Source organism: Coprococcus phoceensis (assembly GCF_900104635.1).
In the GTDB taxonomy this organism is placed as follows: Bacteria; Bacillota; Clostridia; order Lachnospirales; family Lachnospiraceae; genus Faecalimonas; species Faecalimonas phoceensis.
The window spans coordinates 210,639-223,844 of sequence record NZ_FNWC01000007.1; the positions used below are offsets into that span (position 1 = coordinate 210,639).

Annotated in this window: 12 protein-coding genes; all 12 read left to right on the forward strand. The window is 40.3% G+C overall.

The features are described 5' to 3' along the window. The first annotated feature begins 44 nt into the window (after window positions 1-44). The 12 genes from BQ5364_RS04675 (at window position 45) to BQ5364_RS04720 (ending at window position 13,203) form a co-directional block, all read left to right on the forward strand. A complete protein-coding gene (locus tag BQ5364_RS04675; protein ID WP_071143741.1) occupies window positions 45-1,457 on the forward strand; it encodes a PTS transporter subunit EIIC in 1,413 nt (470 codons plus the stop codon). Window positions 1,458-1,490: 33 nt separating this feature from the next. After that, window positions 1,491-2,930, forward strand: coding sequence for a glycoside hydrolase family 32 protein (locus tag BQ5364_RS04680; RefSeq protein ID WP_004614542.1), 1,440 nt, complete (start codon window positions 1,491-1,493; stop codon window positions 2,928-2,930). An 85-nt stretch (window positions 2,931-3,015) separates the two neighbouring features. After that, window positions 3,016-3,657 (forward strand): TetR/AcrR family transcriptional regulator, encoded by a 642-nt coding sequence (locus tag BQ5364_RS04685; protein ID WP_071143742.1) that lies wholly within the window; start codon window positions 3,016-3,018, stop codon window positions 3,655-3,657. Next, window positions 3,651-4,298 (forward strand): cation:proton antiporter domain-containing protein, encoded by a 648-nt coding sequence (locus BQ5364_RS18615; protein ID WP_004614540.1) that lies wholly within the window; start codon window positions 3,651-3,653, stop codon window positions 4,296-4,298. The genes BQ5364_RS04685 and BQ5364_RS18615 overlap by 7 nt, the downstream gene beginning before the upstream one ends. Before the next feature lie 15 nt (window positions 4,299-4,313). Beyond that, window positions 4,314-4,670: a cation:proton antiporter gene (locus tag BQ5364_RS18620; RefSeq protein WP_004614539.1), complete on the forward strand. Its 357-nt coding sequence runs from the start codon at window positions 4,314-4,316 to the stop codon at window positions 4,668-4,670. 15 nt (window positions 4,671-4,685) lie between these two features. Next, window positions 4,686-4,865 carry a hypothetical protein gene (locus tag BQ5364_RS18625; protein ID WP_331463006.1) on the forward strand — a complete coding sequence of 60 codons (180 nt, stop codon included), beginning with the start codon at window positions 4,686-4,688 and terminating at the stop codon, window positions 4,863-4,865. Between the two features lie 40 nt (window positions 4,866-4,905). Beyond that, a complete protein-coding gene (locus tag BQ5364_RS04695) occupies window positions 4,906-5,832 on the forward strand; it encodes a DUF7916 family protein (protein WP_207646111.1) in 927 nt (308 codons plus the stop codon). 41 nt (window positions 5,833-5,873) lie between these two features. Then, window positions 5,874-9,839 (forward strand): RHS repeat-associated core domain-containing protein, encoded by a 3,966-nt coding sequence (locus BQ5364_RS04700; protein ID WP_071143743.1) that lies wholly within the window; start codon window positions 5,874-5,876, stop codon window positions 9,837-9,839. Between the two features lie 28 nt (window positions 9,840-9,867). Beyond that, window positions 9,868-10,419, forward strand: coding sequence for a DUF6560 family protein (locus BQ5364_RS04705; protein WP_004614535.1), 552 nt, complete (start codon window positions 9,868-9,870; stop codon window positions 10,417-10,419). Between the two features lie 94 nt (window positions 10,420-10,513). After that, window positions 10,514-10,951, forward strand: a complete 438-nt coding sequence (locus tag BQ5364_RS04710) for a hypothetical protein (RefSeq protein WP_004614534.1) — start codon at window positions 10,514-10,516, stop codon at window positions 10,949-10,951. Between the two features lie 14 nt (window positions 10,952-10,965). Beyond that, window positions 10,966-11,484 (forward strand): DUF6560 family protein, encoded by a 519-nt coding sequence (locus BQ5364_RS04715; protein WP_071143744.1) that lies wholly within the window; start codon window positions 10,966-10,968, stop codon window positions 11,482-11,484. Further along, window positions 11,485-13,203 (forward strand): RHS repeat domain-containing protein, encoded by a 1,719-nt coding sequence (locus BQ5364_RS04720; RefSeq protein ID WP_071143745.1) that lies wholly within the window; start codon window positions 11,485-11,487, stop codon window positions 13,201-13,203. It begins immediately after the preceding gene. Window positions 13,204-13,206: the final 3 nt, after the last annotated feature.

Sequence of the window (13,206 nt, forward strand, 5' to 3'; positions counted from 1 at the left end):
ATATGTATAAAAGAAACCGGTTCCAAAACATAGGAGGTAATAAAATGAACAAATCAGAAGAGTATCTGAAAATTTCGGAAGAAATTGTGAATGGTGTAGGAGGAATGGATAACATCCAAGGCTCTGCACACTGTGCAACAAGACTTAGAATTGTCTTGAAGGACAATGATAAAGCGGATATGGAAAAATTAGAAAATATCAATAAAGTAAAAGGGGCATTTGTGGCAGGAAACCAGCTGCAGCTTATTTTCGGTGCAGGAACGGTAAACGATGTCTATGAAGTGTTTGCAAAATATACGCATACAGAAAATATGTCTCTTGGGGAATTAAAAGAAGAAAGTGCAAAGAAACAAAACCCGGTTCAGGCAGTGGTAAAGGCATTGTCGGATGTATTTATCGGAATTATGCCGGCGCTGTTGGCGGCAGCGCTTCTTATGGGACTGACAGGTGTGCTTGGAGGTCTGGAAGTTGTTCAAAAATACGATACACTATATGCGATCAATAAACTGGTGAGTCTCGCATCCAACGGAATTTTCTCTATTTTACCGATGGCAGTCTGCTATTCAGCGACCAAGCGATTCGGCGGAAATCCGGTGCTTGGTATGGTTGTAGGAGCGATTATGTTAGATGGATCTTTGGCAAATGCATATCAGGCAGCACAGGGATTGGCGCAGCCGGAAATCATCAGTTTGTTTGGATTCAAGATTGAATTGGTGGGATTCCAGGGCGGAATTATTATCGCGCTTATGATGGGATATGTGGTTGCAAAGCTTGATGTCTTTTTCAACAAAAAGATACCGGATGTGATCAAACTTTTAGTTGCGCCATTGCTGACGGTGTTTATTTCTACCGTTCTGTTATTTACAGTTATCGGACCGGTGGGAAGAATTCTTTCTAATGGAATTACAGATGCAATGGTATGGGGAACGAACAACCTTGGAGTATTCGGTTATGCACTGTTTGCAGGAATTCAGCAGCTGGTAGTTATTACGGGACTGCATCATATTATCGGCGCCGTGGAAGCGCAGCTCATTGCAAGTACGGGAACGAACTTTATCAATCCACTGATGTCAGTTGCCCTGATGGGACAAGGTGGAGCTGTGCTTGGATATCTGGCAGTAAACTGGAAAAATTTAAAAGCCAGAGAATTGTGTATTCCAAGTTTCCTTTCTACGTTATTTGGAATCAGTGAGCCGGCAATCTTTGGGGTAAACTTAAGATATCGTTATCCTTTGATTGGAGGATGTATCGGCGGTGCTGCGGCAGGTGCGTATGTGTATTTCTCAAAATTGACGGCATTTGGATTCGGGACAACTGCTGTTCCGGGAATTGCGATTGCAAACCCGGCAAATCACGGATATCTGAACTATATTATCGCACATTTGATCGCATTGGCGATCGGAGCGATCTGCACAATCTGTTTTGGAAAAATAGCATGGAAAAAGAGTCACAAATAAGATAAAAGTAGAAGGAATAGAAGGTTATATATTATGATGAACAGAGAAGATTATGTAAAGCAAATACCGGATTATCAATATATGAGAGAGACGGTGAAGAAAGATGAGAACCGCTTACATTTTCACCTGATGCCGCCGACCGGTTGGATGAACGATCCAAATGGCTTGTGTGAGTTTCAGGGCATCAATCATATTTACTTCCAATACACCCCGTTTTTGGCAGGCTGGGGAACGAAACTATGGGGACATTATACGACAACAGACTGGATTCATTTTCAGGAGTGCGAGCCGTTCCTGTTTCCGGATTGTGACTGGGACAGAGACGGTGTATACAGTGGGTCGGCATTTGTGGACGGAGACAAAATCCATTATTTTTACACCGGAAATGTAAAATTGCAAGACAAGGACTACGATTATATATTAGAAGGAAGAGAGCAGAATACGATTCATCTGGTAAGTGAGGATGGCGTGCATGCAGGTGAAAAACAACTTGTGATGACGAATTCAGACTATCCGGCAGATATGTCAAAGCATGTGAGAGACCCGAAAATATTTGCGAAGAACGGCAGATATTATATGGTTCAGGGAGCAAGGGATTGTGAGTCAAAAGGCTGTGTGCTTCTGTTTGAATCAGAAGATTTGATGACATGGAAGTATTTTGACCGGATTGCGCCAGAAGAAAAATTCGGCTATATGTGGGAATGTCCGGATTTATTTGAAGTAGATGGACAGGAAATTTTGATTGCATGCCCGCAGGGGGTTCCAAAGAGCGGACATGATTATCAGAATGTGTATCAATGCGGATATTTCCCGATTGAGATGGATTTTGAAAATAAGAAATATAAACTTGGGGAATTTCATGAATTGGATAAAGGGTTTGACATCTATGCCACACAGACGTTTCTTGATGAAAACGGCAGAAGAATTCTGATTGGCTGGATGGGAATTCCTGATGCGGATTATGACAATGATGCAACAGTGGAATATGATTGGATCCATGCACTGACAATGCCGAGAGTTTTAACATATCAAGATGGAAAGCTAATACAGAAGCCATTAGAAGAATTAAAAAGTCTGAGAAAAAATAAAATGGTCACAAGTATTACATCTTTTGGTGAGTGGACGACGACAGACTGCTGTTTTGAGTTGTCTGTAAAGAGAGACGATGAGAATGCTGCGATGATACTCGGTCTCAGGGACGATGTGACTTTGACTTACAAGGATCACATTCTGAAGCTGGAACTTGGAAAAAGCGGGCATGGAAGAAAACAGCGCACAGTGAAGCTGGACAGTCTTAAGAATATGACTGTGTATTCAGATACTTCTGCCATTGAGATTTTTATTAATGATGGTGAGGAAGTGATGACGACAAGAGTATACAGTGAGAAATTGAACCAGAAAGTAAGATTTTTACAGTCTGAAACAGATGGCGAGATAGAGGTATACGATCTTGGAAGTTTTGTGATGGAGTAGTGACAAAATAGTTGACAATATATTGACCATATAGTCTATTATTTGCATAATAGACTATATGGTTTATTTTATTGGAGGGATTATTTTGAAACAAAGTGAAAAAACAAAACGAACAAAAGAAAAAATTATGGCGGCTGCAATGGAAGAATTTGGAACAAAAAGCTATGATGCGGCATCGCTCAATACGATGTGCATTGAAAATCAGATTTCAAAAGGTTTGATTTATCACAACTTTAAGAATAAAGATCAGCTGTATTTGCAATGTGTCGGGCAGTGTTATGCACAGATGACGGAATATTTACAAAGGACAGAGGACGATTTTACGGACGTACAAAGTGAATTGCAGGAAATATTACATTCCAGACAAGTATTTTTCGCAGAGAATCCGTATTGCTGCAATATATTCTTTGACAGTATCCTGCAGCCTCCGAAGCATCTCCAAGGGGATATCCGGCAGTTGAAAAAGGGATATGACATGTATCTTGCAAAACGGTATCGAAATCTGCTCGGGCGTCTGGAACTGAGAGAAGGAATTTCAGAAGATTTTGCGCTAGAATATTTTATTATGTTTCAAGAAATGTTTAACAGATATTTCCGCGAGAAATCGGATAAAGACAATGAAATAAAATCGGTTATAGAAAATCATGAATCAAAATTAGAACAAATGCTGAACATTATGTTATATGGAATCGCAAAAGAGACAGGAGGAGTGGATACAAAATGTTAGTACAAATATTACGTTTATTGATTATGGTAATTCTTGCGTTGGGCATCGGAAAGCTGGTTTCCAAATTAAAATTGCCGTCCATTTTGGGATGGCTGATTACGGGGATGGTTTTCGGACCGCATGCGTTTGCAGTGATGAATCAGGAAACTTTGGATGCAGGCTGGTATCAGATTGTCGTACATGTATTGGAATGTGCAGTCGGTCTTATGATAGGAACGGAACTTGTCTGGAACAAAATCAAACGTTCCGGAAAATCGATTGTCATCACAACACTTACGCAGTCACTGGGAACATTTTTTGTTGTCTCGTTGGTATTCGGCGTGGTATTCTATTTATCGGATATTCTGGTCTATCTGGCGTTTATTTTTGGAGGAATCGCGTTGGCGACTGCGCCGGCGCCGGCATTATCGATCGTCAGAGAGTTTAACACAAAAGGACCGGTTACCGGAACACTGATTCCGATGGCTGCGCTGGATGATATTGTAGGATGTATTGTGTTCTTTACGACAATTGCAATCGTTGTGGGGAATCCGTCGTCAGGTGAACTTCCGGCGTATATGATTGCCTTGGTTGTGATCCTTCCGTTAATAATAGGAGCGGTGATAGGATTTTTTGCAGGAATGCTATTGAAAAGAGAATAGAATGCATTTGCAACGATGGCTACCTTAATCGGGATGATTTTAGTGACATCGGCTGTTGGATTTGTGTTTAACCATTTCGTGATGCCAAGCCCGGTTTTGAACTTTATGTTGATGGGAATGGCTTTTTCAGCCGCATTTTCCAATATGGTTACAGAGGAGAGACTGGAGCAGATTATGCAGGGATTCAACCCGATTTTAGGAATTGCGATGATTATTGTGATCTTGAATCTTGGAGCTCCTTTGGACTATCATTTGATTTTAGGTGCAGGTATGTTTACTGCGATTTATATCATTGTCCGTGCTGCAGGTAAATATTTTGGGGCATATTTTGGAGCGAGTGTTACAAAATCACCTGAAAGTGTCAAAAAATAGCTTGGACTTACCCTTTTGCCGCATTCAGGAGTATCGCTTGTGTTTACTGGAATTGCAGTGTCTGTATTAGCAGGACTGGCACCGGACTGTGCGAAAATTATTCAGGGAACAATTGCGGCAGCGGCGGTAATCAATGAAATCATCGCTGTAATTGCAGCTAAAAAAGGATTTGAGTGGGCTGGTGAAATGCAATAATTATAGACTATGAATTAAAACGAGAGGAATGGTGAAGATTATGAAACGATTTTTAGATTGTACGGCATCAGATTTTGAGAATATGAAGAAGAAAGAACTTCTTGAGGCAATTTCCGCAAGTGAGGGAAGAGTTCTTGTGTGTGAGACAATCGGGATATTACAACCGATGCTGGGGGATGTGACAAACGCAGAATTTGTGGCGTCGATGGGAGCAGATATGATTCTTTTGAATATGTTTGATGTCAATCATCCAGTGATTCAGGGATTGCCTAAGACAGAGGATAGAGAAGTTATTCGAAAAATAAAACAATTGACGGGAAGACCTGTCGGAATTAATTTGGAGCCATTGGAACAAGGAAAAGAAAGCAGTGTTGAGACAAATGAGATGTGGAAACTTTCCGGCGGACGTGTAGCGACACTTGAAAATGCAAAAACAGCAGTGGAAATGGGCGTGGATTTCATTGTGCTAACCGGAAATCCGGGAATTGGGGTCACAAATGCGGCGATTACGGATACCTTGAAGCTTTACAGAGAGCATTTGGGAGAACAGGTGGTGCTGATTGCCGGAAAAATGCATGCGTCCGGAATTTTATCTGAGTGTGGAGAACATATTTTAACGGAAGCAGATGTACGTGCTTTCGCAGAGGCAGGAGCTGATATTATCTTGCTTCCGGCGCCTGGAACAGTGCCGGGGATTACGATGGAATATGTGAGGAGTTTAGTAGTGTGCGCGCACAGTCTTGGAAAGATGACACTGACAGCAATCGGAACCTCTCAGGAGGGAGCGGACACAGATACGATAAAAGAAATTGCGTTAATGTGTAAAATGACAGGAACAGATCTGCATCATCTTGGAGATGCGGGATATGGCGGAATGGCTTTGCCTGAAAATATTTTGGAATACGGAAAGGTTATCCGTGGAATCCGCCATACCTATCACCGTATGGCCGTTTCCATCCGAAGATAGAGGGAGATAAAAATGAATGAAAAAATTGTCAGGAGATACGAATGATAAAGAAAATTAGATTTTTGATAGTAGGAATAGTAATGTTGTTGGCAATTGTTCTGCTTATCAGTAAACCACGTGAAAGTGAAGCGGAATCCCTTTTGTCTTATGCAAAGGCTATCGTAGAAGGAGAGGAGATAGAAACAAAGCAATATAGCGAGATAAAAACATATCTCCAGTCTTCAGAAAAAAACAGTCAGCATGATTTTCTGGCAGGTGTAACTGCTTATGCAAAGGAGGATTATCGGACGGCGGTGAAAGAGTTTACTTCAGCGGCGGAAAAAATTCAAGAACAAGACGATGATTTTATCAAAATCTATACATACGTTCTACTGAATGAATCGCTTCAATATGATGAAGGAGAAATAGAAGATTTCGCAGAAAACAGTCGAAAAGCGTTACATTATATGGCACAATCAAAAGAGTATAGAAATAACGTTGATCTATGCTGGAGAATCGCATCCATATTTTTGGAAAACCAGGAGGATAACAAGCAAGGTGCCAGACTTTTAGAAGAGTATGTGATAAATGTGAAGGGACTGAAAGCTGAAAGTAAGGTTAGGCTGTATGGAAACATTGGGCAATTATATTCGATAGCAGGGGATTATTCCGCTGCTTTACAATATTGTTGGCGTGGCCTTGAGATCTTGGAATCCTCTCCTCTGATTCCGAATCATTCCAAATACATGTCAAAATTTTTTGCAGTGCTTGGAGATAATGCTTATGGATTGGAACAGTATCAAGCAGCAATCGAATATTATGAGCAATCTTTGGAGATTTTCCGAAAAAGAGAGGATGATCACCTGGTGGCAGATGCCAGTCTTGCTTTGGTCAATGAAGGAACCGCATATCTTGAGCTGGGACAGCATAAAAAAGTGCTTTCTGTGCTGGAGGAGCTAGATGAATTGATACCTAAATTACCAGAAGCACAGAAAGATGATATCCAAATTCTGCGGGGAAATCTAAGAGCACAGCTGTATATAGATGAGGGCAATCTTGAACAGGCAGAGTATGAACTGGAAACTGCAAAGGAGTTGCTGAACACAGATGATGTGGAATATTCTTTGAATAAGGATGTGTATTTAGATTATTCCTATGCAAGATGGTATAAGGAACAGGGAAGATTTGATGAAGCATTAGAGTTGTATCAGCAGATTGTCAGATGTTCAGCAGATGCGGGGCTTGGACTCGAAAAAAATGCTTATTCTGATATGGCAGATATTTATATGCAGGAAAATAATACGGATGCATATATCGCAACCCGTGAACAATATGTGAAAGTGATTGAACTTAAAAATCAGCAGTTAAGTACTGATTATATAGAATATTCGGAAAAAATTCATCAATATTATTCTTTGACGGAACAGCATCAAATCAGAAAAATCATCATTACAGTTATAAGTGTCATAGGAATTATTATATTAGCTGATATTGTATTTTTGCTGATAAAATGGCGAAAAAAGAGCTACACCGATCACATGAGCAGATTGTATAACCGTGAGTATTTGACAGGGTATATGAAAAAAAATAAAAAGAAACTGGCAGGTAAGCCATTGTCTCTGCTTATGATTGATATTGATTATTTCAAACAGTATGCTTATACCTTAAGCGGGCAGCTTGCGAAGGTGACGGATGCCCTTGGAAATGAAACGGAATATCGGTACGATGTCTGTGACCGGCTCATTGAGATCCGCCAGTATGGTGCAGAGGGAATCCTGAAGGAGGATACAGAAGTATCCGGTATGGATGCAAAACTTTTGGAAGCAGAGAGACAGAATGGAAGGAAACGGTTGTGTCAGATCACCCGTTATACCAGAGACCTGCGGGGACAGGTCACAGAAACTGTCGATGCACTGGGACAGAAGGAAACCTATACCTATGATAAAAAGGGGCAGCTTCTTGGAAAACTGGATAAGGAAGGGTATCTGACCAAGTATGCTTATACAAAACAGGGAGACTTATCCGGTATCCAGTATGCAGACGGAAAGGAAGTGAAACTGTCCTATAATCCGCTCCGGCAGCTGATTGAGATACAGGACTGGCTGGGAAGCACAAGGATCACCCCGGATGCACTGGGAAGGGCACAAAAGGTGCAGTACCCGGATGGAAGGGAAGTATCCTATACCTATGGAAAAGCAGGAGAGAGAAGAAGCATTACCTATCCGGATGGAAAAACGGTCTTCTATGGCTATGATGAGCAGCTCCGGCTTTCGGAATTAAAAGAAGGAGACAGCGTCATTACCTATGGGTATGATCCGGTGGGAAGACTGTGTGAAAAACAGTTCCCGAATGGAACAAAGACCACCTATGCTTACGACAAAAAAGACCAGCTGACAGAACTGTTGCATCAAGACCAGGAGGGCATCCTTGACCGCTACACCTATCTGTATGACCTTTTGGGAAATAAGACCGGAATCACCAAGGAAAGAAGAGGGCTGGAGCGTGAGAGCGGACAGTACCGTTATGGGTATGATGCCCTGGGCAGGCTGTCAGAAATCCAAAAGGACGGAGAAATCCAGACACAGTATGGTTATGATGCCTTTGGAAACCGTACATGGAAAGAAGAACGCGGGGAACAAACCTCTTATCAGTATAATGCCCTGAACCAGCTGGTAAGCGAAAGACAGGGGGAAATCCGCAAAGAGTACGGTTATGATAAGAGAGGAAACTTAACCGCTATTCTTGAAAATGGGGCATGGAAGAAGCGGTATGTCTATGGAGCAATGAACCGTCTGGAAGAAGCGGTGGATGCGGCAGGCAAACAGGCAAGATACCAGTATAACGGGCTGGGACACCGGGTAGGAAAGCAGGAGGGTGTCCTTCCAAAAGAAAAACTGGAGAAGCTGGACCCGCAGAGAAGAGTCGGCATGGAGATTGGAAACAGCCGTCAGATTACTTATACCCTGGATCTGACCAGACAGTACTATAACCTTCTGGAGCGGACAGAAGAAAGCCAAAGCCAGAGATACTTTTGGGATGGGAACGTGGCAGCGTATGAGGAGAATGGGGAAAGGAACTATTACCTTCAGGACGAATTGGGAAGCCCGCTGAGGCTTGAGGACAGCGTTGGAACAATCAAAGAGAACTATGGATACGGAGCCTTTGGGGAAGACCTGTATCAGAACCAGGGGAAAATACAGCCGTTTGGCTATACGGGATACCAAAGAGATGAGATAGCAGGAACCTACTATGCCCAGGCGAGAGAATATCTCGCAGAGAACGGAAGGTTTGCAGGGCAGGATTTGATTGTCGGCTTTATTGAGTATCCAGAAACACTTAATAGATATGGATATTGTTGGGATAATCCTTTTAAATATGTGGATTATGATGGGGAATTTCCAACAATAATTGCAGGAGCAGGGATTGGTTTTTTAGTATCTGGAATTTCATCAATAGTAACACAAGTGGTTTTGGATAGAAAGGTAAACTTGAAAGAAGTGGCGGTAGATGCAGTAAGTGGTGCTGTAAAAGGTGGAATTGCAGGAAGTGGAATTGGAATAGTTGGTGGCATACTTGCTACGGGTGCTACAGGAGCAGCTACTAGTGTTGCATCTCAAATTTATGCAGACGATAAAAAATTGAATGAGGTTGATTGGAACTCAGTAGTGATAGCTGGAGGTATTGATGCCGTAACTTATGGTGTTGGAAAATATAAAATTAAAGGGAAAGGACCTACGGTTCAAGAACAATTGAGAAAAACAAATGACGATGTATATAAGGCGAAATTACATAAGGCGGGATATGACAAAAAACGGCAACATGGAAAAAGTTATCAACGTGCAATAAAAAAGGTATCTGAACTTGAAGAACTACAGGATTCATTAGCAGAAAAATGGTTAAAGGAAAAAAAGACAGACGGTATCAAAGAAATAGGGGAAAATTTTGGGAAAAAATTGCAGGAAAAAGTAATGATATTACAATTAGGAACCACACAAGGAATAAATAATGTTGAACGATGTGAAGCATAGGAAGTAAAATGAAAATGGAGGAACATATATGTTTTTTGAAATATTTATACAAATGATGCCATATTTGGCTGTGTTCGCTGTTTTAGGATATATTGGACGAGCTCAACAAAAAAAGGCTAAAGAAAGGGAAGAGGAACAGAAAAAGGGTATTATTAGAACTTGTTATGTAGTAAAAACAGAAAAAATATTAACTATTATATTTATTATAGGAATCTTCTTTACAGGTGGTTTGGTGGTGGCAAGTGTTATTCAACAGGAAGATTTCTTCCCTCTTTTTGTGTTTGGTATTGCATTTGTTGTTTTTTTAATCGGATCATTGAATATGATAATGTGGAAACTTGAAGTGAATGGAGATAAAATCATATGGCGTTCCACATTTGGTAAAAAGATGACATTTTATTTTGATGACATTACATATTGTGAAAGAAAAAAAGGTTCTATTCGAGTGTATGTAAATGGAGAAAAGTTATTTACGATTGATAGCAATATAGACAAAACAGAATTTATGGAAGATATAAAAAGGAGAAGAATACCAGTAAAATCTTATTATGTCAATCAATTAAAAAAGAATAGAAAATAATACCATTTTTGTACCAGAACCAGGGGAAGATACAGCCGTTTGGTTATACGGGCTACCAAAGAGATGAGGTGTCAGGTACTTATTACAGCGTCAATTGGCAAAAAAATGGTTAAATGAAAAAACGACAGACGGTATCAAAGAAATAGAGGGAAATTTTGGGAAAATAAAAGGTACTAAGTGGGGAAATAAAATTTTTAAATCTGATAGGTACTATAGAAGTCAAATTACACGTGCTAGAAATGCTTGGAAAAATAACAAGATTGTTAAACCAAGATTTAGTACATATATGAATGGATTTATAGGAGTATCTGGAATGGAAGTAATTGATAAAGTTACAGATTTACAATCAAGTTATATGCCAGGAATAAATATAAAAGAGGAACTTAAACGTATATTAAATGATATTTATAATCAAGGGGAGGAATGGGTAACGGAAACAAATGAAATAAAAAATTATACCAACCAAATTTTAGATAAAATGCTAAAAACTATTACAAACGAGGAACTAGAAGCTGTATTATGCCTAGAATAGTAGGAGGAAAGAGTATGCTTTTTTTAAGAATTCTTATTGTAGCATTTATTGTAACGGGAATAATGGACTTATTAGCAAAAAAAAGTAGGAAAAAAACAGGAGCATTGAAAAAATTTGTCGTACGAGCTCCACTAGATTTTGCAGGATTGGGAACTATAGTAATGATAATAGTCATTGGTGCCTTGGTTTTTGCTCAAGTAGAAAATCAGGACATCCCATTACCAATTATGGTGATTTTTATATTAGTTGTAATAATTCCGGGTTTTTTACTCATGGTAGCTCCTATAAAAGGGGTATGGGATATCATTGTAGATGGTGATGATATTACTGTGGTGAAAGCATTTATTTTTAAACGTCATTGGAAATTTTCTGATATTAGTTATGGGAAAGTGACTAGAGGAGGAATGAAAATATATGTGGAAGGGGGAAAGAAAAAAGCCTTTTTTGTAGATGGAATGTGTGAGCATTTTTCTAACTTTATGAAACGAATGGAAAAAGAAGGGAAAAATATCATATATCCTGAAGGAATGTAATTGTATACAGATGGAAAAACCGTGCACTATGGCTATGATGAGCAGATACGACTTTTCGAACTAAAAGAGGGAGGCCGGATCATCAGCTATGGGTATGATGCATTGGGCAGACTGTCAGAAATCCAAAAGGACGGACAGATACAGACAGCGTATGGATATGATGCCTTTGGAAACCGTACATGGAAAGAAGAAAATGGCGAAAGGACTTCGTACCAGTACAATATCCTCAACCAGATGGTGAGCGAAAAGCATAGAGAAGTCTGGAAAGAGTACGGCTACGATAAGAGAGGAAACCTAACCGGCATCCAAGAAAATGGGGCATGGAAAAAACAGTATGTCTATGGTGCCATCAACCGTCTGGAAGAAGCAGTGGATGCGGCAGGAAAACAGGCAAGATACCAGTACAACGGACTGGGACACCGGATAGGAAAGCAGGAAGGTGTCCTTCCAAAAGAGAAGCTGGAGAAATTGGACCCACAAAGCAGGATCGGCATGGAAATCGGAAACAGCCGGCAGATCACCTATACCCTGGACCTGACCAGGCAGTATTATAACCTTCTGGAGCGGACAGAGGAAAACCGGAGCCAGAGATACTTCTGGGACGGGAATGTGGCAGCGTATGAAGAGAATGGGGAAAGGAACTATTACCTTCAGGACGAACTGGGAAGCCCACTACGTATTGAAGATGAAAGCGGATTTACCAGAGAAACCTATGGATACGGAGCTTTTGGAGAGGATCTGTATGGGAACCAGGGAGTCTTGCAAGTGTTTGGCTATACAGGCTACCAGAGAGACAATGTAGCAGGAACCTATTATGCGCAGGCAAGAGAGTATCAGGCGGAAGTCGGAAGATTTGTTAGTGAAGATTTCGTAGGCGGAGTTACGGGACACCCTTACTCTATTAACAAGTATCAATACTGTGCTGAAAACCCGTTAGCATACATTGATCTGAATGGAAAATTTCTGATAACAGCGATTTTAGCTACAGCAGCTATTGGAGCAGGTGTAGGAGCAGGAATAAATTTAATATCGCAAGGGATAAATATTGCGAGAGGAAAACAGAAAAAATTTAATGTTGGTTCTTTTTTTGGAAGTGCTATTGAAGGCGGAATTGTTGCAGGAGTAAGTGCGATTCCGGGTGTAGGATCAGTAGCTGTAGGATTATCGGCTGGAGTTGGAGGAGGAATTAACAGTGTGTTGAAGCAGTATGGGGAAAGTGGGGAAATAGATATAGGACAGGTGGCAGAAGATGCGATGGTTAGTGGTGTTGTTGGTGGGATTGCATATAAATTTACCAGTATACGAAATGCTAAGGCAGGAAAAACACCGACTGCTCAGGAAATATCTGCAAATGCAAAGACAAGAGATGCGAGAAAAAAAGTATTAGATGAAATAAAAGCAAGTGGGAAGACTCCAAGCGGACTCAGACGAAGAGTTGATAGTTCGTATGCCTTAAAACACAAAGAATTATTAAAAAAATACGCTCAATCATCAATAGTTGGAAATAGTAAAGAACTACTTGCTAATCAGCTGGAATATGAAACTGACATATATGTAATTAAAGGGCATGCAAATATAAAAGGATATATTAAAGATATGTTAAAAGATTTTTTGCCAATAGAAAACAGTGATGATTGGATAATGTTGATATTAAGCAACAATATTAAGGTCGATAAAGATGGTGAAGAAACGTTAGAAATTTGTGGAGTAATGGGATAGGAG

What these genes read in the sequence shown, in the direction of transcription:
- BQ5364_RS04715 (WP_071143744.1), top strand. Translation starts at nt 10,966, where the DNA reads ATGCTTTTTTTAAGAATTCTTATTGTAGCATTTATTGTAACGGGAATA.
- BQ5364_RS04680 (WP_004614542.1), top strand. Translation starts at nt 1,491, where the DNA reads ATGATGAACAGAGAAGATTATGTAAAGCAAATACCGGATTATCAATAT.
- BQ5364_RS04705 (WP_004614535.1), top strand. Translation starts at nt 9,868, where the DNA reads ATGTTTTTTGAAATATTTATACAAATGATGCCATATTTGGCTGTGTTC.
- BQ5364_RS18620 (WP_004614539.1), top strand. Translation starts at nt 4,314, where the DNA reads ATGGCTACCTTAATCGGGATGATTTTAGTGACATCGGCTGTTGGATTT.
- BQ5364_RS04700 (WP_071143743.1), top strand. Translation starts at nt 5,874, where the DNA reads ATGATAAAGAAAATTAGATTTTTGATAGTAGGAATAGTAATGTTGTTG.
- BQ5364_RS04675 (WP_071143741.1), top strand. Translation starts at nt 45, where the DNA reads ATGAACAAATCAGAAGAGTATCTGAAAATTTCGGAAGAAATTGTGAAT.
- BQ5364_RS04695 (WP_207646111.1), top strand. Translation starts at nt 4,906, where the DNA reads ATGAAACGATTTTTAGATTGTACGGCATCAGATTTTGAGAATATGAAG.
- BQ5364_RS18615 (WP_004614540.1), top strand. Translation starts at nt 3,651, where the DNA reads ATGTTAGTACAAATATTACGTTTATTGATTATGGTAATTCTTGCGTTG.